Below are 21629 nucleotides of genomic sequence, written 5' to 3'. Positions count from 1 at the left end.
ATGTCTCGCCGCCCGAACGTCATCTGGATAACGCTCGACTCGGTCCGAGCGGACCACACGACACTCGCGGGATACGACCGCGATACGACGCCGGAACTGGAACGCATCGCCCGGTCCGGAACAGCCTTCTCTAACTGTTTCGCCCACGGCAACTACACCCTCTCGTCGAGTGGCGCGATACTGACCGGAACCTACCCGCAGCACAACACCGTCGGTATAACCGGCGAGCGGTTGCCCGACGAACTCCCGACGGTGGCCGAACGCTTCGCCGACGCCGGGTATCGGACGGCCTGTCTCTCGCGTAACAGCTACCTCTCCGAGGCGACGGGGTTGGACCGAGGGTTCGACCGCTTTAGCTGGATCGCCGGGCACAACATCCACCGAGCGGCCGGCCTCCGAACCCTGCTCAAGTTCGCGCCCAACCTGTGGACTCACTCCGCAGGACTGACCACAGACACCGGGAAGCACGCGACGCCGTTCGTGATGAACGACGTCGCGAAGCGGTGGCTCGGCGACCTGCAGGGCGATGACCCCTTTTTCTTCTATCTCCACTACAACGAACCGCACCGGCCCTACTACCCGCCGGGGATGACCCGCGACCAGTTCGCAGACGAGTTAGCCGTCGATGGCGAGACGGCCGCCGAGATAGCGATGGACTCGCACACCGACGTCACCGACTACGTCGCCGGGTCGAAGTCGGTCGACCCGGACGTGCTCGACGTCCTCGTCGCGATGTACGACGCGGAGGTGTCCTACACCGACTACATGGTCGGGCAGTTGTACGACCACATCCGCTCGCTCCCGCTCTCGGACACTATCGTCGTCGTCACCGCCGACCACGGCGAACTGTTCGGCGAGCGAGGGCTGTTCGCACACAAGATCGGCCTCGACGACCCGTTGTTGCACGTCCCGCTGATAGTCGACGGCATCGACGACTTCGCGGCCGACGCCGACGACATCGTCCAGCACATGGACGTCATGGAGACGCTCTTGGGACTCGCTGGGGCCGACCGACAGGGGACACACGGCGTCGACGTCCGTGAGGAAACCCGAGAGTACGCGTTCGCTGGCAGGGGCCCGGCCGACTTCGAGCAGTACATCGAGCGAAACCCCGACTTCGATACGGATCGGTACTTCGGCGGCCTCCTGACCGCGGTCAGGACCCACGACTACAAGTACCTCTCCGAGGAGGGCGGCAGCGACGCGCTCTACGCGATGGCGCCCGACGCCCACGACGGGCCGGTCGTCTACCCGGACGAGGAGACCGACGTGAGCGCTGCTTTCGAGGACGACTACGCCGAACTCGCGGCCGTCGTCGAGGAGTTCCGGGAGACCGAGGGGCTCCCGGTAGGGGAAGGTGGCTCTGCCGCCTTCGACGACGCCATGCAACGCCAGCTATCCGACCTGGGCTATCTCGACTGATGCGACTCGGTAAGACGACGATACTGCACTTCGGGACGCAGGTCCTCACCTCGGTCTCCGGGTTCGCCGCGACGTTCGTCATCGCGTATCTGCTCGGGGCCGAAGGGCTCGGGAGCTATTCTATCATCGTCGCCATCGGGTTCTTCTGGCTGGGGATTCCGGCCAACGCCGTCTCGACGGCGGTCCGCAAGCGGATGAGCGAGGGCGAGCGAGTTCGGGAGTACTTCTCTGCGGGGTTCGCCATCAACGTCGCGGGCGGGGTGCTCCTCGGAGCGCTCGTGTTGCTCGCGAGTCGCGTGCTACAGGCGACGCTGCCCCAGTCGGAACGGGAGTTCGTCGCCATCCTCTCGACGCACCCGCTGGCAATCGCGGGCCTCGTCGTCGGCGGCGTCGTCCTCCGGAGTTCGATGGCGGGGCTGGACGGACAGAAGCGAGTCGCCGCCTCGGGCGGATTGCAGGCCATCGAGCGGACGGGCAGGACGATGCTACAGGTGGTCGTGCTACTGCTCGGACTCGGTGTGGCCGGACTGGCGTTCGGCCACGCCGTCTCGCTCCTCGTCGTCGGCCTCGCCGGCCTCGCGCTCGTCCGCGTCCGGCCGACGATACCCCCGCTCAGTCTGGTTCGCGACCTGCTCGGGTTCGCTCGCTACGCGTGGATGGGGGCGCTCAGGTCCCGCGTCTTCGGGTGGATGGACACCATCGTCCTCTCGTTTTTCGTCACTGCGTCGCTCATCGGCATCTACGAGGCGGCGTGGGGGCTGGCGTCACTGCTGGGCATGGTGTCCGGGTCCATCAGCAGGACGCTGTTCCCGGAGGTGAGCGACCTGAGCACCGACCGGAACTACGAACGTATCAAGCACTATCTCGACGAAGGGCTGGTGTTTGCTGGGGTGTTCGTCATCCCCGGGTTGCTCGGCGTGGCGGTCATCGGTGGCCGTGTGTTGGCCTTTTATCGGCCGGAGTTCGCGAAGGGGGCCGAAATCCTCATGATACTCATCGCGGCCTACGGCGCTGACGTGTACGCGAGCCAGTTCGTCAGCGTCATCAACGCCGTCGACGAGCCGAAGGTCGCCTACCGAATCAACCTCGCGTTCGTGACGATTAACGTCGTGCTGAACGTCGTGTTGGTCTGGCAGTTCGGGTGGTACGGGGCGGCGGTCGCGACGGCCGTCGCGTCGTGGTTCCGCGCCGTCGGCGGCTACTGGTCGCTCCGTCGGATTATCGGCGATCTGTCGGTCCCGACGCGCGAAATCGCGTTCGAGGGGCTTGCCGCACTGCTCATGGTCGCCGTACTGGTCCCGCTTCACGGGCGGGCACCGTCCGGGCGACTCTGGACGCTCCTCCTCGTGTTGGCCGGTGCCGGCGTCTACGTCACGGCGTTGCTCGCGGTATCCACGCGCGTGCGGACCAAAGCGACTGGTCTCGTCCCGGTTCTGTGACCGCAGACGGGTCGAATAGCAAACCTTACGAACGAAAGGGGGGCACATGGGCACATGCAGAACGTCCTCCTCATCACTATCGACTCTCTCAGGGCAGACCACGTCGGGTACCACGGCTACGACCGCGACGTGACGCCGAACATCGACCGCATCGCCGGGGACGGCGCCCGCTTTACGAACGCCTTCGCACACGTCGGCGGCACCGTCTTCTCGTTTCCCTCGATTCTGACCGGGGTCACGCCGCTCATGTACGGCGGCCACGACCGCGTCTCGAACCGTCAGACCATCGTCTCGGAGGTCTTCGACGACGCCGGCTACCGGACCGGCGGCTTCCACTCGAACCTCTATCTCTCCGCCCAGTTCGGCTACGATCGGGGCTGGGACGAGTTCTTCGACTCGGCACCGGACGAGTCGGCGATGACGAAAGCCCGGAAGTTCGCGAAGTCCAATCTGGAAGGGACCCCCATCTTCCCGCTCCTCCAGCGCGGGTACGACCTCCTCGAATCCAGCGGGGGCATCAACGTCGGGAACTACCACGTGCCAGCAGACGAGATAACCGACAAGGCTATCCAGTTCCTCAGGTCCGGCGGCGACGCCGACGACCCCGAGTTCCTGTGGGTCCACTACATGGACGTCCACCACCCGTTCCTGCCGCCGGAGGAGTACCAACTGGAGTTCCGTGACGAACCCATCGGCGACCGCGAGTCCATCAAACTGCGCCGGAAGTTCATCGAGGAACCCGAGAACGTCACCGAGGAGGAGTACCAGACGTTCATCGACCTCTACGACGCGGAGATACTGTTCAACGACGAGGAGATCGGCCGACTGTTCGACGTCGTCGAGGAGGAGTGGGGCGACGAGTACGTCGCAGCCCTCACCGCGGACCACGGGGAACACTTCCTCGAACACGACTACTTCAGCGGCGCAAAGCCCTACGACGTGAAGACCCACGTCCCGCTGTTCTTCACCGGCGTCGGCGAGACCGGCGAGTACGACGACATCGTCGGCCTCACGGACCTCCCGCCGACGCTCGTCGACGTCGCCGGTCTCGACCGACCCGACAGTTGGCAGGGCCACAGCCTCCTCGGCTTGCTCGAAGGCGGCGAGTACCCCCGGACAGACGTCGTCGGTGGCTGGGACGACGGCGAGAACGAGGAAGACTACGTCGTCCGCGAGGACGAATGGAAACTCATCCGGCGGCACGAGGGCGGCGACGAGTTGTACGACCTCGTGGCCGACCCCGAGGAGCAGACGAACGTCATCGACGACGAACCCGCGGAGGCGCGCCGCCTCCAGAAGCGCGTCGACCAGCACGTCGAACTCGTCCGTGCGACGGCCGACGACGACGTCGAACGGCCGGACATGGACGAAGACGTAAAAGAGCGACTGCGCCGCCTCGGCTACTCCGAGTAGTCAGGCCGACGCCGCGAACAGGATCTGTCGGTAGCGCTCGCAGGCCGCTTCGAAACTGTACTCCGACTCTATCAGGTCCCGTCCGGTCTCGCTGACAGTGGCTAAGTCGTCCCGGCCGAGGATGGCCTCGATGCCGTCGGCGAGCGCCGCCGGGTCACGAGAGTCGATGAGGAACCCCGTCTCACCCTCGCGAACCACGTCGGGGACGCCCGACACCGGCGAGGCGTACACGGGCGTCCCGCAGGCAAGCGCCTCCAGAATCGTCGTCGGCAGACCCTCAGTCGGTTGCGAGGGGAGGACCAGCAGGGACAGGTCGTTCAACTGCGCGGGCACGTCGTCGTGGTCGACCCACCCGGTGAGTTCGACGCGGCCGGCGTCGATGTCGTCCGCGAGTTCGGCTTCGAGCCACCCCCGAAGGTCGCCGTCGCCGATGAACCGGAACGTCACGTCCTCGGGGAGTCGCTTCGCCACCTCGGCCAGTTCGCGGATACCCTTCTCCTCGTCGAGGCGGCCGAGAAAGCCGACGACTCTCTCCCGGTCCTCGTAGGGTCGGGAGACGGCGAACTCGTCGGTACGGACGTATCGGGCACCGGTCGGGTAGACGGTCGGGGCCTCCGGGTGCAGGTCCAGTTGCCGAGCCATCTCGGGGGTGTAGGTGACGACGCCGTCGGCGACGGAAAAGCCCGCGCGTTCGAGCGTGCGGACGAGACCCGCGAGGCCGCTGGCGAGCGGGGCTGGCATCCGCTGTTCCCAGTTGAGACGGAGCGTCAGCGGCACGTCGCCGCGCGGTTCGACGAGGACCGTCTTGCCGAGCAGTCGAGCGGCGACAATCGGCAGGACGTACGACGTCGCCCCGTAGAACAGGACGACGTCCTCGTCACGCTCTGCCAGCACGCGACACATCCGCAGTTGGTTCAGCAGGAATCTGACGGCGGCGACGGCGACCGAGTCACCGGCCCCTTTCCGCGTGAGTTCGACGAGTTCCCGGCGCTCGCGTATCTCCGAGTCCGTCGGGAGGTCGGCCGTCACCAGCGCCACGTTGGTGACCGCCGCGAGGATGTCGAGCAGACTCCGTGTGGCGTTCTCCCCCGCCGCGGCGAGGGGGTGCGTGACGACACAGACGTCGGGAAGTTCTGTCTCCGTCATCTGCTCACCCCCAGACGTACATCCCGTAGAGGTACCCGACACCGACGGCCCCGGTCAGGACGAACAGGAAGACCAGTTGGAGGACGCCAGCGACCGAGGGCGACCGGACGAGGCCGCCGAGTCGGTCGGGCGCGAACGAGAACAGGAGGTCGCGGAGGAAGTCGGACTCCGCGCCGGTCGACTCGGGGACGAACACCTCCATCCCGCGTTTCGAGTAGCCCTGCCAGAACGCGCGGTCGACGAGCCATCCCGGGTCCGTCCGGTAGTCGAATATCTTGTGTGCGACGAGCGCGTCGGGGACGTAGTAGACGCCGGTGTCGTACTCGCTCTGTAACCGGGCACATAGCTCCGTTTCGCCGCCCTGTAGGTTCTTTTCTCCCTGCCGGCCGCCGATGTCGTCCTCGAACCCGCCCAGTTCGAGGAACACGTCGCGCCGGAACGAGATGTTCGACCCGAACGTGTTGCGGACCTCGCCGGCCTCGTCGGGGTCGCCGTCGGGGCCGAACCCGCGGTTGGTGACGCCGACGAGCCAGTAGAACTCCTCTGGGAGGAACGAGGGCTTGCCGGCCACCCACGCGGGGACCATCCGACCACCGACCGCGAGGCGGTCGTCGTCGGCCTCGTAGGCCGCGACGAGTTTCTCGACCCACTCCTCGTCGGCGACGGCGTCGTCGTCGAGGAACGCGACCACGTCGCCGGTCGCGATTTCGGCGCCGTTGTTCCGGCTTTCGAGCAGGCCGACGTTCTCGTCGTTACAGTAGGTCAGAACGTCGTCACGATCACCGAACGCCGCCTCGTACTGTTCGTATACGTCCTCGTCACCGTCGGAGACGAGGACGAGTTCGACGCTATCGTACGACTGGTCGAGGACGCTCTCGGCCGCCGCCCGACAGTCGTCGTAGCGTTCCATCGTATGCGTACACAGGACGACCGAGACGCGCATGCACGCAGGTCCAGCACGGGTGCTGTTAGGCGTTTCCATCCTGCGGTCGAGGAGAGGTCAAAAGGCTTATGCGCGCGTTGGCAGTGGTTCGGACCAATGAGTCAATCGCGGGGCTATCTCGACGACAACCCCGAACTCGAGTCCGCCCTGGACTGGGTACAGGAGTGGTACCATATCCCGACACTCCTGGTACTACTCGGGTTCATGCTGTGGAACAGAGTCAGAAACTTCTCGAACTTCGTCGTCGACGGCGAGGTGCTGTTCAGCGGGCAGGACCCGTGGTACCACTTCCGTTCGACCATGTACGTGGTCGAGAACTGGCCGGCGACGATGCCGTTCGACCCGTGGACGTACTTCCCGAACGGGACCGCCTCGGGGCAGTTCGGGACGCTGTTCGACCAAGTGTTTGCGACGGTCGCGCTCATCGTCGGTCTGGGGTCGCCCTCCGAACAGACCGTCGGGATGGTCGCACTCGTCGCCCCCGCCGTCCTCGGGACGGTCGCGGCGATTCCGACGTACTTCGTGGGTCGTCGCCTCAGCGGCCGACTCGGGGGTGTCACGGCCGTCGTCGTCCTCGCGCTCTCGGCCGGGACGTTCCTCCAGCGAAGCCTCGTCGGCACGTACGACCACCAGGTCGCAGAGGGGCTCCTGCAGGTGACGGCCGTCTTCGCCGTGATGGTGGCCATCAGCGTCGCCGAGCGCGACAAACCAGTCTACGAGCAGTTCGGCGAACGAGACGTCGCCGCGCTCCGAGACACGGTCGGATACTCCGTGCTCGCCGGCGTGGCCATTGCGCTGTACCTCTGGACGTGGCCGCCCGCCGTGCTCTTGCTCGGCATCCTCGGCGTCTTCTTCCTCCTCTGGCTCACTATCGAGTTCGTCCGGGGGAAGAGCCCCGAACACGTCGCCATCGCTGGCGCCGTGATGATGGGGTCGGTCACCGTCTTCGAACTCGCCGTCATCAGCACGCTCTCGATTACGGCGACCGACCACTCGCTGCTCCAGCCGTTGCTCGCGCTCTCTATCGGTGCGGGCACCGTTTTCATGGCGTGGCTCGCCCGCTACATGGAGTCGGAAGGGTACGACCGCAACCTCTATCCGGTCACCGTCGGCGGTATCATCGCCGTCGTCGCGGTCCTGATGGCGATTCTCACGCCGGACCTCCTGAACTACTTCGTCGATCAGGTGCTCCGCGTCGTCGGATTCACGTCCAGTCCCTCTGCGACCCAGACCTCGGTCGGTGAGGCGACGCCGCTCCGAAATCCCGGCGTACTCTACCGATACTACGGGCTCGCGCTGTTCGTCGCTATCGCCGGGGCGCTGTACATCGCCGGTAAGCAACTGTTCGACCGAGACGCCCCCGCAGAGCAGTTCCTCATGCTCGTCTGGGGCGCGTTCATCCTCGCGGCGTCGTTCACCCAGATTCGGTTCGGCGTCTATCTGGTGTTCCCGGTGGCCGCACTGACGGCCTTCGTCGTCGGCCGCGTCGTCAAGTGGGTCGACTTCTCTGCGGACGACGGCGTGGAAGTCTATCAGATTCTCACCGTCATCGCACTCGTGTTCACCATCGTCGGCCCGCTCGTCTTCGTCGCGCCGTCCGCGGCTGCCGTCGGCGCGAGCGCAGCGCCCGGTGACGAAGCACAAGGGTGGAACGACGGCCTGGACTGGATGCAGGAGAACACGCCCGCCGAAGGTGCGTACGGAACCGGCGGCGACGGCAGCCTAGAGTACTACGGAACCTACGAGAACCGCGACAACTACGACTATCAGCCCGGTGAGTACGGCGTGATGTCGTGGTGGGACTACGGGCACCTCATCACCGTCGAAGGGGAGCGCATCCCGAACGCCAACCCGTTCCAGCAGGGAGCGACGAGCGCCGCGAACTTCCTGTTGGCGCCCAACGAGAGTCAGGCGAACGACGTGCTCCAGAACATCGACGAGGACGACGCACACACCCGGTACGTAGCCGTCGACTGGAAGATGACGAGCGTCTACGGCGGGTACAACGGGAAGTTCTTCGCCCCGCCCCGGTTCTACGACGTCTCGAACGTCTCGGCTACCGACTACTACCGCACTATCTACACCAACCCACAGACGGGTCAGCGATTCAAGTACCGCACGCAGGAGTACTACAACACCACGGTCGTCAGACTCTACGAGTTCCACGGGAGCGCCGTCGAACCGAAACCGGTCGTACTCGACTGGCGAATCGCCCAGCAGAACGGCCAGCAGTACCGCGCCCCGCCGTCCGACGGACAAACTATCAAGTCGTTCAACACGATGGAGCAGGCACGCGCCTACGTCGAGAACGACAGCACCGCGCAGGTCGGCGGCTTCGGAACCGTTCCGAGCCAACGGGTGCCCGCGATGGAGCAGTACCGCTATGTCGGCTCTAGCGAGCGCTCCGCCTACGAATCGAGTTCCCACAACCGGGGGATGCTCGTAGAGTCACAGAGCATCGGTGCTCGGTTCCGACCGGCGACGAACGGAACCTGTTCGGCCAACGCGACTACCCTGCCGCTCAACGGGCAGACGTTCTGTATGCCCGAGGCATCGGCCGACCTGATGAGCCAGAACAACCCCGCGTGGACGAAGATATTCGAACGGGTCCCCGGCGCGACTATCGAAGGCACCGGACCCGCGAACACGACGGTCACCGCGTCCGTCCGGATGCGCAACCACCAGACCAACGAGACGTTCGTCTACCGCCAGCAGGTCCAGACGGACGCGAACGGGGACTTCGAGATGACGGTCCCGTACTCCACTACCGGCTACGATAAGTGGGGGACCGAGGAAGGGTACACGAACGTCAGTGTTCGCGCTGACTCGCAGTATCAACTGACTGCGAGGGGAACACAGAACGGCAGTCCGATGGTGTTTACGGGGACGACGGCCGTCTCCGAAGGACAGGTCATCGGCGAGAACGAGACGGCGTCGACTGTGGACCTAACGCCGCTCTTCGAGCGCCAGCCGAACAACCAGACGACCACCAACGAGTCCTCGACAGACGACGCCCTGACCAACGAGACGGCGACGAACGAAACGTCGAACGGGGAGTCGACCAACGAGACAGCGACGGCGACCAGTACGGAGACGGCCACGAGTACGCCCGGCGCACTCACAGAGCCGACACAGGTTCAGGCACGTCCCTGACCGCTCCGCGTTCTCACTCCGCCCCGTCCGAACCGACGGCGTCAGCGCGCCAGTCACCGAAGTTTTCGGTCACCGCCGTCTCGTCGAATCGTTCGATACACGGCACCTCGTACGGGTGGAGTTCGTCGACGCGGTCGGCGAGCGCGGCATATCGCGCGTCGGTCGTCTTCGCAAGCAGTATCACCTCGTCGTCTTCGTGTACGTCACCGTCCCATCGGTAGACAGACGTACAGTCGACTCGGTTGACACAGGCCGCGAGGCCGTCGTCGACCAGTGTTCTGGCGAGGTCACTCGCGGCGTCTGGCGGTGCAGTGATGAACGCAGTCGGCATACACTCACGGATTGTCGCCGCCGGGAAGAACGTTCGGTCGGTTACTCCGCGAGCGGATTGAACGTGCCGTTGATGTCCCACTCGTGGAGGCAGTGGGGATTGCCCGAGCGCTTTTCGCCGTCTTCGACGCTGATGCGCCAGGTGTTCATGTCCTCGTCCCATACGTCACGTCGGCCACAGCGTTCACACTCCCGTTCGCTGGGCGAGACGATAGCTACCATACCCGAGGGATGTACGTGAGCGGTTATCAGCGTGCCGGTCCCGTACGGGGGTGAGTGTTTTGACGCTCGGTCTACTACTACGACCAGATGGGATTCCACACCTTCGACGTCGACCGTGCCGAGGAACTCGAAGACCCGAGTCGCTACGAGTACGTCTCCGTCGACGAGTTACTCGCGCTGTTCGACCCCGGTCCCGACGACGTGGTCGTGGACCTCGGGAGCGGGACCGGGTTCTACACGGACGACGTGGCCGCCGCCGCGGGGACAGTGTACGCGCTGGACGTTCAAGAGGAGATGCACGACCTGTACCGCGAGAAAGGGATGCCCGACAACGTGGTCCCGGTCACCGGTGACGTCGAGTCGATGCCGGTCGAAGGACCGGTCGACGCCGTCGTCTCGACGATGACGTTCCACGAGTTCGCGACGCCGGCCGCGATGGAGGCCGTGGCAGACGTGCTTGCACCCGGCGGCCGGGTCGGGTTCGCAGACTGGACGCGGGCCGGGGCCGGTGCGGACGGCCCCCCGGTCGACGAACGGTACGCCGCGGCCGACGCCGCCGAGATGTGCGAGGCCGTCGGTATCGAGATCCACCGTTCCGAGGACCGTCGCGAGACGTTCGTCCTCGAAGGGTCGATCTAGAAGTCCGGGAGGTCGCCGGCGTCGACCTCGTCGGGTTCCCAGTCGACGTACTCGTCTTTGATGACGTCACAGACGACCTGTCCGAGTTCCGTGAGTCCCGCATTGATAGACGACACCGTCTCCCACGATTCGATGTCCGGATGAACCTCTCGCTCGCGCCAGTTCTCGGGTAGGCCCGGGGCGTGATAGCCGACACGGCCCGCAAAGGAGTCCCAGAAGAAGTCGAACTCCGCTATCAGGTCGAGGTCCGTGACGATGTCCCAGGCCGATTCGTCCAGCGAGGTGTCGACCGCCCAGCGTTCGAACGCGTCGGCCCACGCTCCCTCGTCCAGTACCTCTGCCAGTTCGTCACGCCGGTACTCGTCTCCCTGTACCTCCACGTCCTCGTAGTCCGCCGTGTCCATCGAACCGGAGAGCGCCGGGCGGTCGGGGACTGGTACGTCCAGTGCCATAGGCCGTCTTCGACACGGAGGGGGATAAACGTCAACGCTCGCCGTCGAGGGCGGCCGACCGTAGCTCCCGACCGCGCTCTGAGTCCACCGTCAAGTCGGGAACGGGACGTGGGTCGCCGTCGTCGTCGACGGCGACGTAGACCGAGTACGACTCCGTCGTCGGTTCGCGTTCGCCGGTCCGAGGGTTCTCACGGGCCGCTTTCAGACGAGCCTTGATACTCGTCGTTCCGGCGTCGTAGACGTACGCTTCGACGACGGCCGTGTCACCGACTGGAATCGGCCGCTTGAAGTTGACTTGGTCCATACGGGCGGTGACACAGCTCTCGCCGGCGAAGCGCATCGCGGCCATCGCCCCCAGTTCGTCCATCCACTTCAGCACGTTCCCGCCGTGCGTGGTGCCGAGGTGGTTGGCGTGGTTCGGCTGGACCATCCAGCGGTTCTCCAGACGCGTCTCTAGAAGGTCGACCATACGAACTGTCCCCTGCCCAGTCAGTTCAGTGTACCGGCGTTCACCAGTTCTCAGGCCGTGACGTACTGCGACTCCCAGTCCTGTCGGGCGTCGAGTTCGCGCTGGCCACGGCGTGTCAGTGTATAGAAGTTCGTCCGTCGGTCGCGTTCGCCCTTCTCTACGAGCCCCTTCTCTACGAGCGTATCGAGGTTGGGGTAGAGTCGGCCGTGGTTGACCTCGCTCTCGTAGTAGTCTTCGAGTTCGTCTTTGATCGCGAGGCCGTGCGGTTCGTCCAGTCCTGCAATCACGTACAGCAAGTCGCGCTGAAACCCAGTCAAGTCGTGCATGTTTCCCGATAGTTTAGTCGGACCCGAGACGTATCATTATTGCTGATTAAAGAGTGAGTAGATTACTATCAAGTAAGTTCTTTGTGTCGGGTATTTACACCCAAGATGCCGTCGTAAGTTAACAAAGACCCCATAGATAGCTGAGATGTATCGTTTGCGTATCTGTTTCTACAGCTACATTCGATGGCCCCGGTCGTGCGGTACCCTCGGTGACCCGACAAGGGTAAAGGAAGCGACTGTGTAACGCGGGTGATGACCGAACACGCGGCGTCGGCGGGGGACGACCCGCCGGACCAGTCCGGTGACGGATCCGTCACCGTCGTCGGGACGGCGCACGTCTCCGAACACAGCGTCGAAGAGGTCCAGTCGACGATAGCGGAACGACGGCCGGACATGGTGGCCGTCGAACTGGACGAAGGCCGCTACCAGCAGATGAAGGGCGAGACGCCCGACGACCTCGACGCGAGCGACCTCCTCCGTGGGAACACCGTCTTCCAGTTTCTCGCCTACTGGATGCTGTCGTACGTGCAGACGCGTCTCGGCGAGCGATTCGACATCGAACCCGGGGCGGACATGAAAGCGGCTATCGACACCGCCGAGGAACTGGGTTTGGGGGTCGCACTGGTCGACCGAGACATCCAGACCACCGTCCAGCGGTTCTGGGCCCGGCTGACGCTCCGCGAGAAACTCACGCTCGTCGGGAGCCTGTTGGCCGAACTCGGGCCGCCACTCACCGTCGGCTTCACCGTCGGGTCCGTCTTCGGCTTGCTCGGTGCCGTCCTCGCGACGACGCTCGGCGGCCCGTTCATCGTCCCCGCCGGCATCCTCGCCGGGGCCATCGGTGGCACCGTCGTGGGCGTACTGGACGCAGTCCTCGTCGGCGTCGTCGTCACGTCACTCGTCGGGTTGCCGATTGCGGCGTTGCTGACCCGAATCAGGGCCGGCGGCGAGGACGTCGAGGCGTTCGATCTGGAAGAACTGACCGACACCGACGTCGTCGGCGCGATGATGGAGGAGTTTCGTCGGTTCTCCCCCGGCGGCGCGGAGGCGCTCATCGACGAGCGAGACGCCTACATCGCCCACCGTCTGGTCGGCCTCCGTGAGGCGGGCTACGACGTGGTGGCCGTCGTCGGCGCGGGCCATCGGGCCGGCATCGAGCGCTACCTCGAACACCCCGAGGAACTCCCGCCGCTCGACTCCCTCACCGGGAAAGAGACCGGCAGTCGGTTCTCGCTGTACAAACTCGTCGGCTACCTCATCACGCTGGGCTTTCTGGCCTTCTTCGTGTTGCTGGCGATGGCGGGCGTGCGCGATACCTTCCTCCTGCAGGTCTTCGCCGCGTGGTTCCTCATGAACGGCATCGCCGCCGCGGGCCTCGCTCGACTCGCGGGCGCCCACTGGAGCAGTTCGCTCGTCGGCGGCGGCATCGCGTGGATGACCAGCGTCAACCCGCTCTTAGCGCCCGGGTGGTTCGCCGGGTACGTCGAGTTACGCTACATCACGGTCAACGTCGGCGACATCGGTAAACTCAACGAGATACTCGCCGACGAGGAGGCACCGATTCTGGACCTCGTCAAGCGCCTGCGGGCCGTCCCGCTGTTCCGACTCATCCTCATCGTCGCCATGACCAACGTCGGGAGTATGATAGCGAGTTTCGCGTTCCCCGTCGTGGCGTTGCCGTATCTGGCTACGCAGGACCGCGACGTGGCCTGGGTCGTCTCGAAGATGGTCGAGGGCGCACAGAACAGCGCCGACCTCGTCTGGGGGCTCGTGGTATGAACCTCACGTTCAGTCGGGACGAGGTGCAGGACCTCCTGATAGCGTGGCTCGCGCTCGGGGTGGCCTTCACGCTCCTCTTAGAACGCGAGTTACGGTCCGCACTGCTCGGGCAGGTGGGCGGACTGACCCTCTCGGCCGTCGCCCAGACGCTCGTCGTCTCCCTGTTGACCGTCGGCGTCGGCTTCCTCCTGCACGAACTCGCCCACAAGGTCGTCGCAGTCAGGTTCGGACAGGTCGCGGCGTTCAAAGCCGACTACCGGATGCTCGGGTTCGCTATCGTCGGTGCCCTCGTCGGATTCCTCTTTGCGGCACCCGGTGCCGTCGTCCACCGTGGTCGCATCTCGAAGCGAGAGAACGGCCTCATCGCCTTGGCTGGACCGGTGACGAACATCCTTCTCGCCGTCGTGTTTGTGGTGCCGTTTGCCGTCGCCCTCCTCGGGTACACCGGGGGTATCGTCTGGGAAATCGCCCGCCGCGGCCTCCAGATCAATCTCCTGCTCGCAGGGTTCAACATGCTCCCGTTCGGACCGCTCGACGGACGGAAAGTCCGCGCGTGGAGCAACGTCGTCTTCTTTGCGGTTGCCATCCCGTCGGTGCTACTCGGCGTCGGTGCACTCGTCCTCCTCTGAAAGCGGGGAACGATGGTCTTTTGCCCGACCCACGCACCCTCTCGGATATGACCGACGACGCGAGCGAGGGCGACGATTCGGAGAGCGAGGGACTGACCTACGCCGAGACGGGCGTCGACATCGACGCGAGCGAGGCCGCGACGAAGGCGCTCATCGGTGCCGCCGGCGAGTTCGAGGGCGACTACGCCGGCCTCGTCGACATCGGCGACCAGTACCTCGCACTGGCGACTGATGGGGTCGGGACGAAACTGCTCGTCGCCGAGGCCATCGGCGACTACTCCACTATCGGCATCGACTGCATGGCGATGAACGCGAACGACCTGCTTGCGGCCGGCGTCGAACCGGTGGCGTTCGTCGACTACCTCGCCGTCGAGAACCCCGACGAGGAGACCAGCGAGGAGATCGGCGCGGGCCTCCGAGAGGGAGCGAAACGGGCAGGCGTCGCCCTCGTCGGCGGCGAGACGGCGGTGATGCCAGACGTCATCAAAGGGCTGGACATCGCCGGCACCTGTGCCGGTCTCGCACCGAAAGACGCCGTCTTCCCCGGCGAAGCCGAGGTCGGCGACGTCATCGTCGGGTGGCCATCCTCTGGTATCCACTCCAACGGCCTCACGCTGGCACGCGAGGCCGTGACGCGAAACCACGAGTACACCGACGCGTTCCCGCCGAACCCGGAGGTGACCATCGCAGAGGAACTGCTGACGCCGACGCGCATCTACAGCGAGGTACTGGGTCCGCTTCGGGACGCAGAGACGCACGCGGCGGCCCACGTCACCGGCGGTGGCTGGACCAACCTCACGCGGATGGGCGACCTGCACTTCGAGATTACGGACCCGTTCGACCCGCAAGCGGTCTTCGAGTTCGTACAGGAGGAGGGGAACGTCGGCGACGAGGAGATGCACCGGACGTTCAACATGGGTACCGGGTTCGTCGCGGCACTGCCGGAGAGCGACGCCGAAGCGGTCGTCGACGCCTCCGAGGACGCGCGGGTCATCGGCCACGTCGAGGACGGCGACGGCGACGGCGTCGTCGCGGTACGCGGACTGGAACTGAGCGAGTGACTACTTAGACCGAGATACGGTCGGAATCCGTCTCTTTCTCTGCGATGCGTAACTGGAGCGCTTGTCGGAGGTGGTACCGAGTAGTGTCGTCGTCGGCCGCTTCGAGCGCCGCTTCGAGATGCGAATCGAGGGCGTCCTGCGTTGGTTCCATGGGTGTGTTGCTCGTGAGTGCAGCCAGCATAGACATATAATGGTACGACCGTTTTACCGACGTACACCGTTCTTAGGCTCCGTATAATGTTTCCAGACGGGGTTTCAGGGCCGCGATGGAGAGCAAAACGCGGCCGACTCGTCAGTCATCAGCTAACCGTACGGGCGATATCGGCTTCCGTGATGACACCGACCGTCTCGCCGTCTTCGACGACCATCACGGCGGCGTTGTGATTGAGGTAGGCGTCTACCTCGTCGATAGTGGCGTCGGGTTCGACGGTGGCGATAGACTCGTGCATCACCTCGGCGACGGGGAGGTCGCCGACGTTCTCCTCGGGTCGCTGGCGGATGTCGGAGTTGCCGATGAGGCCTTGCGGAGACCCGTCGCGGATCACCGGCACCTGCGAGTACCCCTTCTCGTCCATCAATTGCTTGCTCTCGTGGACGGAGTCGTCGGGTTCGACGCTGACGACCGGCGAGTTCATCACGTCACGCGCTCTGACGATGCCGCCTTCGGCCTCGTCGAGTGCGTTGACGATGCGCCGCAGGGTCGACAGTCGCGGGTCGACGTCTTCGCCTTCGATGCGTGCGATGAGCGGTTGCGAGACGTCCGCTCGTTCGGCGAGTTCGCTCTGGGTCAACTCCAGTTCGTTGCGCCGTTCCCGCAAGTCCTCGGGCGTCGGTAACTCCATGCACTGCTATAACTAGAGGTTATACAAAAAGCCACCGCCTCTCCGACCCGATCAGGCCTCGGCCTCGCTCTCGTCGCCTTCCTCGGTCTCGAACACTTCGATGACCTTCAGCGGGACGTCACGGAGCGCGCCACCGATTTCGCTCTTCGCGATGCGCTGGGCGTGCTCCATGGACTCGGCGTTGAACACGTCCATCTCAAGCACCAGACCCACGAGCGCGGTGTCTGCGGCGATGAACGCCGAGTCGAACGGTTCGCCGCAGGCGGGACAGCCAGTCGCACCCACCTCCACCTCGACGTAGTCCATCTCTGCCTCGTTGAGGCGCTTTCCTGCTTCGCTCACCGCGACGCCGATGGCGTCGTCGATGTCGTCTACGTCACGGACCAGCCAGGCTGCTTCCATCGCAACGAGGTAGTTCATACACGTACTCAGGCGACCCGACTATTCGGTAGTTTTGGTTCGCACTCGGCGCGCACCTCACCGTTACTATCGCGATAAGTTATGCGAACGTCGAGTCGTTCCAACGCACCTGTTACGGTCGACCGGTCGATTCGCTCACATATAGTTGCTTCTCGTACAAGTTGGCTTTAATCGCCATACTGCGGCCCATCGGTCTGTCACGAACGATACGACACTCTGGTGAGCTGGTCCGAAGAGTTATATATCGGCTGCTACCTGCCATTTGGCGAGGGACGATGGAATCCCGACTGTACACCGCAACGCTGCTCGCACTGTATCAACTCGCGCTGATAGCCGGCATCCTGCTGCTACCGGTCGCGATGGTTACCGAACGGGTCGGACTCAGCCTCCCGATTGACCGGGCCGTGGAGGGGCTCAACGACGCGTACGAACGGGCGAGCGCGTAAGCGTACTCGGTGACGGTGGCCCTCGGAGGCGGTCAGCCTCACCACAAAAAGAGGTTTTATCAGCGCCGGAGTGGTATCGGGCGGTAATGAGAGACACGACTCCCGACTTCTCACGCCCCCCGACGGCAGACGAGTTCCAGACCGACCCCTACGAACCGGAGGTCGGGTCCTTGCCCCAGCAGTCCGGGCAGGACGAGGAGAAGGTCAACAAGACGGGGACGACTACCATCGGCATCTCGACGAGCGAAGGCGTCGTCATCGCGACGGACATGCGCGCGTCCCTCGGCGGCCGCTTCGTCTCCAACAAGAACGTCCAGAAGGTAGAACAGATTCACCCCAACGCCGCGCTCACTCTCGTCGGCAGCGTCGGCGGCGCTCAGTCGTTCATCCGGTCGCTCCGTGCCGAAGTCAACCTCTACGAGGCCCGCCGTGGCGAGGACATGAGCATGCAGGCGCTCTCGACGCTCGCGGGTAACTTCGCCCGCGGCGGTCCGTTCTTCGCTATCAACCCCATCCTCGGCGGCGTCGACGACGACGGCCACCACGTCTACTCTATCGACCCCGCCGGTGGCGTCATGAAAGACGACTACACCGTCACCGGATCGGGCCTCACCGTCGCCTACGGGACGCTCGAAGACCGTTACGAGGACGACATGACCAACGAGGAAGCCCGCGAAGTGGCCGCCGCGTCCATTAAGGCCGCCGCAGAGCGCGACACTGGCTCCGGCAACGGCATCTTCCTCGCCGACGTGACCAGCGAGGGCGTCGACATTCAGGGCTACGACTTCGGCGACCTGCTATAGTACCGGTTTGTGACGCGGGCGTCTTCGGTCGCGGAGCGACCTGCGGGTGCCCATCGCTCGCGCCGTTCGCTCGGATACTTGTTCACCGCCACACGCCTTCTCTCCGCGTCGCCACTCGCAGTGGGTGTGCGCCACCGCTCTACTCGCCGTGAGAGCGGGAGAACTATACACGGACCGGACCAGTGACCGATATGGAGCTGTTCGGGACCGCCGGAATCCGAGGTGACGTCGTCGAGCGAGTGACGCCCGAACTCGCCCTCGCGGTGGGCCGGGCCGCGGGGCGAGACGCCGACGAGTTCGCCCTCGGACACGATGGACGGGTGAGTTCACCGGCGCTCGCCGACGCACTCGCGTCGGGACTGGCGAGTGCTGGTGCAGACGTGGTCCGTATCGGGGCGGTCCCGACGCCGGCGCTGGCCTACGCGTCGCGAGGCCGCCGGGGAGTGATGGTGACCGCGAGCCACAACCCGCCGAGCGACAACGGTATCAAACTGTTCGACGACGGCGAGGAGTACGACGGCGACGCGGAGGGCGCTATCGAACGCCGGGTCGACGCGGCGGAGAGCGCTGCTCAGTGGGGCGAGTGGGGGCAGTCGACAGCGGCCGACGTCCTGCCGGAGTACCGAACCGCCGTAGCCGAGTACGCTCGCGGCCACGGAGCGGCGCCCGACGGACTGACCGTCGCCGTGGACTGTGGCAACGGGATGGCGGGCGTCGCGACGCCACAGGTGCTCCGGGAACTCGGTGCGAACGTGGTCGCGACGGAGGCCAACGTCGACGGCTACTTCCCCGGCCGCGAGAGCAAACCGACGCCGGAGTCACTCGCGAACTTCCGGTCGTTCGTCGGCGCGACGGACGCCGCGTTCGGCATCGGTCACGACGGGGACGCCGACCGCATCGTCGTCGTCGACGGCGACGGCGACGTGGTCCACGAGGACACAATCCTGGCGATACTGGCCGAACACTACACGCGGGCCTCGGCGGCTGCCGACCCCGTCGTGGTCACCACGCCGAACGCGTCGGGCCGCATCGACGAACGCGTCGCGGACGCTGGCGGCCGCGTCGAGCGAGTCCACCTCGGTGCACTCCACGAAGGCGTCGCACGAGAGCGGGCGGCCGGCGACGAGGAGACGGCCGTCGTCTTCGCGGCGGAGCCCTGGAAGCACATCCACACCGCGTTCAGCGGGTGGATAGACGGCGTCGCCAGCGCGGCCGTGCTCACTCGATTGTTCGCCGCCGAGAGCCTCACGGAGCGCAGAGCAACAGTCACCGAGCGCCCGTACCGAAAGGTCAGCGTGGAGTACCCCGACGAACGAAAGGCCGAAGCGATGGCGACGCTGGGCCAGACGCTGCCCGACGCCTTCCCGGACGCCGAGGTGTCGACGGAGTACGGCGTCCGCCTCACTTTCCCCGACGACTCGTGGACGCTCGTTCGCCCGAGCGGTACCGAACCGTACGTCCGCATCTACGCCGAGAGCGACGACGTCGACACGCTCGTCGACGAGGTTCGGGACGTCGTCACGTCGGCCGTCGATGCCGTGTCGGCGGAGTGACCACGCCGCCGGTGCCTATTTGCCGTGGCCACTCGACCCGTCGGTATGGACGACCTGATGGACGCAGCGCGAGAGGCGGTCGAGGCCTCCTACGCCCCGTACTCGGAGTACCGCGTCGGCGCCGCCATCGAGACGGTAGACGGCACCGTCTACACCGGGTGTAACATCGAGAACGCGAACTACAGCAACAGCCTCCACGCCGAGGAGGTGGCTATCGGGTCGGCGGTCAGGGACGGCCACCGCGAGTTCGTCCGTCTCGCCGTCTCCTCGGACAAGCGCGACGGCGTGACCCCCTGCGGGATGTGCCGACAGACGCTCGCGGAGTTCTGTGACGACGACCTTCCTATCTACACCGACGGCGAGGCGGGGGCGGAGTACACGTTGGGTGAACTGCTCCCGACGACGATTACCCCGGGCCACCTCGACAGATGACGGGCGACAGCGAGGACCCGAACGACGACGAGCAGTACCACCTCGCCGTCGGTCCCGACGACGTGGCAGACAGCGTGCTCTTACCGGGCAACCCGGAACGCGTCGAGAAGGTCGTCGCCGACTGGGACGACTACGAGGTGACCGGCGAGCACCGGGAGTACCGGACCGCGACCGGAACGCACGACGGGACACCCATCTCCGTGACCTCGACCGGCATCGGGTCGCCGTCGGCGGCCATCGCCGTCGAGGAGTTGGCCCGCGTCGGCGTCGACACCCTGCTTCGGGTCGGGTCCTGCGGGAGCATCCAACCGGAGGCCAGCGTCGGGGATTTGGTCATCACCACGGGCGCCGTCAGACAGGAGGGAACGAGCAAGGAGTACGTCCGCGAGGACTACCCCGCGAGCGCCGACCACCGCGTCGTCTCGGCGCTGGTCGCCGCCGCCGAGGAACTGGGCTACGACTACCACCTCGGCGTCACCTGCTCGACCGACAGCTTCTACGCCGGCCAGTCACGCCCCGGGTTCGACGGCTTCGAGGCCCGCGACAGCGACGCCAAACTCGACGAACTCCGGCAGGCCGGCGTCGTCAACTTCGAGATGGAGGCGGCGAGCATCCTCACACTCGCCAGCATCTACGGCCTCCGGGCCGGCGCGGTCTGTACGGTCTACGCCAACCGCGAGACGGGGGAGTTCCGAACCGAAGGCGAGCGCAAAGCGACAAAGTGTGCGAGTCGTGCCGTCACCTACCTCGAACGGATGGACGAGGCCGTCGAAGAAGCGGGTGTCGACCAGTGGCACGCCGGTCTCTCTATCGAGCGGTAGCCCCGCTGGTACGCGTTCGCACGCTACCCGAACGCTCATTTTCGAGCCCGCTGGTACGACCCGTATGGGGAATTCGGACCGGGAGAACCGGAAACTGTGGGACGCGTGGAGCGACGATCATCAGGCGCTGTGGAACGCGGCTACTGCCGAGGGTGGGCTTCCACCGGTGTACTCGCCGTTGCCCGATCCAGCGTCGATGGCGGACTGGCAGGCCGACCGGTTGCCTGCTCGCGAAGACACGGCGTTCGTCGAACTGGGCTGTGGGGGTGGACAGGGAACGGTCGGCGTCGCCCGCGAAGGCGTCGAGACGGCCGTCGGTGTCGACTTCTCCATCGAGCAACTCCGCCACGCGGTTCGCCTCCGAAACCTGTACGGCGTCGACGCTCGGTTCGTCACGGGCGACGTGACGGACGTACCGCTCGCCGACGGCGCGTTCGACGTGGCGTACTCGGGGTTCGTCTACTTCATGGTCGAAGACCTCGACGCGGCGCTCACAGAGGCACACCGTCTGCTCCGGGACGGAGGCGTTCTCACCTTCGACGTGCCCCACCCGTTTCACGAACTGTTCGACCCCGAGACGCTGACCCTCGAACGGAGCTACCACGTCACCGGTCCTCGACGCGACAAGCACGACGACGTACTCCACGACGACATCGTCGTGTTCGACCGAACGGTCGGTGACCTCCACGGTGCGCTCGTCGACGCCGGGTTCACGGTGAAAGAGGTGTACGAAGCCTCGCGAAGCGACGACCCCGACGACTACGACGAGGACCCCGGCGGCAGTACGTCGCCGGAACTGCAAGCGAAAGTCCCGCGGACGCTCGGGTTCTGGGCCGTCGCGGGCTGAGTCACCGGCGGTGGGCCGGGAGCGGCCTCCGTGCCGCGACGA

General features: G+C 65.4%; 24 protein-coding genes. 14 read left to right on the top strand and 10 right to left on the bottom strand.

The genetic code is table 11. The features are described from left to right. The 3 genes from G9465_RS10550 to G9465_RS10540 are packed head-to-tail and all read left to right on the top strand — an operon-like array spanning window position 1 to window position 4274. The gene (locus G9465_RS10550; protein WP_166969727.1) at window positions 1–1422 is read left to right on the top strand and encodes a sulfatase; all 1422 of its coding nucleotides are present in this window, start codon (window positions 1–3) and stop codon (window positions 1420–1422) included. Continuing rightward, window positions 1422–2861, top strand: a complete 1440-nt coding sequence (locus G9465_RS10545; protein ID WP_166969725.1) for an oligosaccharide flippase family protein — start codon at window positions 1422–1424, stop codon at window positions 2859–2861. The genes G9465_RS10550 and G9465_RS10545 overlap by 1 nt, the downstream gene beginning before the upstream one ends. 54 nt (window positions 2862–2915) lie before the next feature. Continuing rightward, window positions 2916–4274, top strand: coding sequence for a sulfatase (locus G9465_RS10540; RefSeq protein ID WP_166969723.1), 1359 nt, complete (start codon window positions 2916–2918; stop codon window positions 4272–4274). Here G9465_RS10540 and G9465_RS10535 read toward each other — a convergent pair whose 3' ends face one another. Together G9465_RS10535 and aglG are read right to left on the bottom strand one after the other, a co-directional pair. Beyond that, window positions 4275–5420, bottom strand: coding sequence for a glycosyltransferase family 4 protein (locus G9465_RS10535; RefSeq protein ID WP_166969721.1), 1146 nt, complete (start codon window positions 5418–5420; stop codon window positions 4275–4277). A gap of 4 nt (window positions 5421–5424) precedes the next feature. After that, window positions 5425–6363 (bottom strand): glucosyl-dolichyl phosphate glucuronosyltransferase, encoded by a 939-nt coding sequence (gene aglG, locus G9465_RS10530; RefSeq protein ID WP_166969719.1) that lies wholly within the window; start codon window positions 6361–6363, stop codon window positions 5425–5427. Window positions 6364–6459: 96 nt separating this feature from the next. Between aglG and G9465_RS10525 the strand changes: the two genes are divergently transcribed. Next, window positions 6460–9516, top strand: coding sequence for an oligosaccharyl transferase, archaeosortase A system-associated (locus G9465_RS10525; RefSeq protein ID WP_166969717.1), 3057 nt, complete (start codon window positions 6460–6462; stop codon window positions 9514–9516). 13 nt (window positions 9517–9529) lie between these two features. Here G9465_RS10525 and cutA read toward each other — a convergent pair whose 3' ends face one another. Next, the gene (cutA, locus tag G9465_RS10520) at window positions 9530–9847 is read right to left on the bottom strand and encodes a divalent-cation tolerance protein CutA (protein ID WP_166969715.1); all 318 of its coding nucleotides are present in this window, start codon (window positions 9845–9847) and stop codon (window positions 9530–9532) included. 41 nt (window positions 9848–9888) lie between these two features. Then, window positions 9889–10068, bottom strand: a complete 180-nt coding sequence (locus G9465_RS10515; protein ID WP_166969713.1) for an HEWD family protein — start codon at window positions 10066–10068, stop codon at window positions 9889–9891. 87 nt (window positions 10069–10155) lie between these two features. Between G9465_RS10515 and G9465_RS10510 the strand changes: the two genes are divergently transcribed. Further along, window positions 10156–10707, top strand: coding sequence for a class I SAM-dependent methyltransferase (locus G9465_RS10510; RefSeq protein WP_166969711.1), 552 nt, complete (start codon window positions 10156–10158; stop codon window positions 10705–10707). Here the strand turns inward: G9465_RS10510 and G9465_RS10505 are convergent. From G9465_RS10505 to G9465_RS10495, 3 genes are read right to left on the bottom strand one after another with little or no spacing between them, the layout of a single operon-like run. Further along, window positions 10704–11159, bottom strand: coding sequence for a hypothetical protein (locus G9465_RS10505; RefSeq protein WP_166969709.1), 456 nt, complete (start codon window positions 11157–11159; stop codon window positions 10704–10706). The two genes, G9465_RS10510 and G9465_RS10505, sit on opposite strands and share 4 nt — an antisense overlap. Before the next feature lie 31 nt (window positions 11160–11190). Next, entirely contained in the window at window positions 11191–11628 is a 438-nt protein-coding gene (locus G9465_RS10500) for an acyl-CoA thioesterase (protein ID WP_166969706.1), read from the bottom strand. 50 nt (window positions 11629–11678) lie between these two features. After that, entirely contained in the window at window positions 11679–11954 is a 276-nt protein-coding gene (locus tag G9465_RS10495; protein WP_166969704.1) for a PadR family transcriptional regulator, read from the bottom strand. A gap of 252 nt (window positions 11955–12206) precedes the next feature. Between G9465_RS10495 and G9465_RS10490 the strand changes: the two genes are divergently transcribed. The 3 genes from G9465_RS10490 to purM are packed head-to-tail and all read left to right on the top strand — an operon-like array spanning window position 12207 to window position 15423. Then, on the top strand, window positions 12207–13733 hold the full coding sequence (locus G9465_RS10490; protein WP_166969702.1) for a TraB/GumN family protein: 1527 nt from the start codon (window positions 12207–12209) through the stop codon (window positions 13731–13733). Beyond that, window positions 13730–14362 (top strand): metalloprotease, encoded by a 633-nt coding sequence (locus G9465_RS10485; protein WP_166969700.1) that lies wholly within the window; start codon window positions 13730–13732, stop codon window positions 14360–14362. Before G9465_RS10490 ends, G9465_RS10485 begins: the two co-directional genes overlap by 4 nt. Window positions 14363–14409: 47 nt before the next feature. Continuing rightward, window positions 14410–15423, top strand: coding sequence for a phosphoribosylformylglycinamidine cyclo-ligase (gene purM, locus G9465_RS10480; RefSeq protein ID WP_166969698.1), 1014 nt, complete (start codon window positions 14410–14412; stop codon window positions 15421–15423). Between the two features lie 4 nt (window positions 15424–15427). On the opposite strand, the gene G9465_RS10475 is transcribed toward purM, so the two are convergent. From G9465_RS10475 to G9465_RS10465, 3 genes are all read right to left on the bottom strand, one after another. Then, window positions 15428–15574 (bottom strand): hypothetical protein, encoded by a 147-nt coding sequence (locus G9465_RS10475; RefSeq protein WP_166969696.1) that lies wholly within the window; start codon window positions 15572–15574, stop codon window positions 15428–15430. A 148-nt stretch (window positions 15575–15722) separates the two neighbouring features. Then, window positions 15723–16265: a CBS domain-containing protein gene (locus G9465_RS10470; RefSeq protein WP_166969694.1), complete on the bottom strand. Its 543-nt coding sequence runs from the start codon at window positions 16263–16265 to the stop codon at window positions 15723–15725. Between the two features lie 51 nt (window positions 16266–16316). After that, the gene (locus G9465_RS10465; RefSeq protein WP_166969692.1) at window positions 16317–16685 is read right to left on the bottom strand and encodes a DUF555 domain-containing protein; all 369 of its coding nucleotides are present in this window, start codon (window positions 16683–16685) and stop codon (window positions 16317–16319) included. A 275-nt stretch (window positions 16686–16960) separates the two neighbouring features. Here G9465_RS10465 and G9465_RS10460 point away from each other — a divergent pair, with 275 nt between their 5' ends. The 6 genes from G9465_RS10460 (at window position 16961) to G9465_RS10435 (ending at window position 21587) form a co-directional block, all read left to right on the top strand. Beyond that, the gene (locus tag G9465_RS10460; protein ID WP_166969690.1) at window positions 16961–17131 is read left to right on the top strand and encodes a hypothetical protein; all 171 of its coding nucleotides are present in this window, start codon (window positions 16961–16963) and stop codon (window positions 17129–17131) included. Between the two features lie 86 nt (window positions 17132–17217). Next, window positions 17218–17934 (top strand): archaeal proteasome endopeptidase complex subunit beta, encoded by a 717-nt coding sequence (psmB, locus tag G9465_RS10455; protein WP_166969688.1) that lies wholly within the window; start codon window positions 17218–17220, stop codon window positions 17932–17934. 191 nt (window positions 17935–18125) lie between these two features. After that, window positions 18126–19487, top strand: a complete 1362-nt coding sequence (locus tag G9465_RS10450) for a phosphomannomutase (RefSeq protein ID WP_166969686.1) — start codon at window positions 18126–18128, stop codon at window positions 19485–19487. Between the two features lie 45 nt (window positions 19488–19532). Beyond that, window positions 19533–19919 (top strand): cytidine deaminase, encoded by a 387-nt coding sequence (gene cdd / locus G9465_RS10445; protein ID WP_166969683.1) that lies wholly within the window; start codon window positions 19533–19535, stop codon window positions 19917–19919. Beyond that, entirely contained in the window at window positions 19916–20740 is an 825-nt protein-coding gene (locus tag G9465_RS10440) for a nucleoside phosphorylase (RefSeq protein ID WP_166969681.1), read from the top strand. The genes cdd and G9465_RS10440 overlap by 4 nt, the downstream gene beginning before the upstream one ends. A gap of 64 nt (window positions 20741–20804) precedes the next feature. Then, window positions 20805–21587 (top strand): class I SAM-dependent methyltransferase, encoded by a 783-nt coding sequence (locus G9465_RS10435; protein ID WP_166969679.1) that lies wholly within the window; start codon window positions 20805–20807, stop codon window positions 21585–21587. The last annotated feature ends 42 nt before the right edge of the window (window positions 21588–21629 follow it).

Origin of the sequence: Haloarcula sp. JP-L23, from assembly GCF_011602445.1 — an archaeon.
GTDB classification, from domain to species: domain Archaea; phylum Halobacteriota; class Halobacteria; order Halobacteriales; family Haloarculaceae; genus Haloarcula; species Haloarcula pellucida.
Note: the sequence above shows the minus strand (reverse complement) of the source record. Positions and strands in the feature narration are given on the sequence as shown.

Coding starts and splice junctions, on each gene's coding strand:
- G9465_RS10510 (WP_166969711.1), top strand. CDS start 10,156: ATGGGATTCCACACCTTCGACGTCGACCGTGCCGAGGAACTCGAAGAC.
- G9465_RS10515 (WP_166969713.1), bottom strand. CDS start 10,068: ATGGTAGCTATCGTCTCGCCCAGCGAACGGGAGTGTGAACGCTGTGGC.
- G9465_RS10475 (WP_166969696.1), bottom strand. CDS start 15,574: ATGGAACCAACGCAGGACGCCCTCGATTCGCATCTCGAAGCGGCGCTC.
- cutA (WP_166969715.1), bottom strand. CDS start 9,847: ATGCCGACTGCGTTCATCACTGCACCGCCAGACGCCGCGAGTGACCTC.
- G9465_RS10470 (WP_166969694.1), bottom strand. CDS start 16,265: ATGGAGTTACCGACGCCCGAGGACTTGCGGGAACGGCGCAACGAACTG.
- G9465_RS10525 (WP_166969717.1), top strand. CDS start 6,460: ATGAGTCAATCGCGGGGCTATCTCGACGACAACCCCGAACTCGAGTCC.
- G9465_RS10505 (WP_166969709.1), bottom strand. CDS start 11,159: ATGGCACTGGACGTACCAGTCCCCGACCGCCCGGCGCTCTCCGGTTCG.
- G9465_RS10460 (WP_166969690.1), top strand. CDS start 16,961: ATGGAATCCCGACTGTACACCGCAACGCTGCTCGCACTGTATCAACTC.
- G9465_RS10535 (WP_166969721.1), bottom strand. CDS start 5,420: ATGACGGAGACAGAACTTCCCGACGTCTGTGTCGTCACGCACCCCCTC.
- G9465_RS10465 (WP_166969692.1), bottom strand. CDS start 16,685: ATGAACTACCTCGTTGCGATGGAAGCAGCCTGGCTGGTCCGTGACGTA.
- G9465_RS10440 (WP_166969681.1), top strand. CDS start 19,916: ATGACGGGCGACAGCGAGGACCCGAACGACGACGAGCAGTACCACCTC.
- cdd (WP_166969683.1), top strand. CDS start 19,533: ATGGACGACCTGATGGACGCAGCGCGAGAGGCGGTCGAGGCCTCCTAC.
- G9465_RS10500 (WP_166969706.1), bottom strand. CDS start 11,628: ATGGTCGACCTTCTAGAGACGCGTCTGGAGAACCGCTGGATGGTCCAG.
- G9465_RS10485 (WP_166969700.1), top strand. CDS start 13,730: ATGAACCTCACGTTCAGTCGGGACGAGGTGCAGGACCTCCTGATAGCG.
- G9465_RS10545 (WP_166969725.1), top strand. CDS start 1,422: ATGCGACTCGGTAAGACGACGATACTGCACTTCGGGACGCAGGTCCTC.
- purM (WP_166969698.1), top strand. CDS start 14,410: ATGACCGACGACGCGAGCGAGGGCGACGATTCGGAGAGCGAGGGACTG.
- G9465_RS10495 (WP_166969704.1), bottom strand. CDS start 11,954: ATGCACGACTTGACTGGGTTTCAGCGCGACTTGCTGTACGTGATTGCA.
- G9465_RS10550 (WP_166969727.1), top strand. CDS start 1: ATGTCTCGCCGCCCGAACGTCATCTGGATAACGCTCGACTCGGTCCGA.
- G9465_RS10540 (WP_166969723.1), top strand. CDS start 2,916: ATGCAGAACGTCCTCCTCATCACTATCGACTCTCTCAGGGCAGACCAC.
- psmB (WP_166969688.1), top strand. CDS start 17,218: ATGAGAGACACGACTCCCGACTTCTCACGCCCCCCGACGGCAGACGAG.
- G9465_RS10450 (WP_166969686.1), top strand. CDS start 18,126: ATGGAGCTGTTCGGGACCGCCGGAATCCGAGGTGACGTCGTCGAGCGA.
- G9465_RS10435 (WP_166969679.1), top strand. CDS start 20,805: ATGGGGAATTCGGACCGGGAGAACCGGAAACTGTGGGACGCGTGGAGC.
- G9465_RS10490 (WP_166969702.1), top strand. CDS start 12,207: ATGACCGAACACGCGGCGTCGGCGGGGGACGACCCGCCGGACCAGTCC.
- aglG (WP_166969719.1), bottom strand. CDS start 6,363: ATGCGCGTCTCGGTCGTCCTGTGTACGCATACGATGGAACGCTACGAC.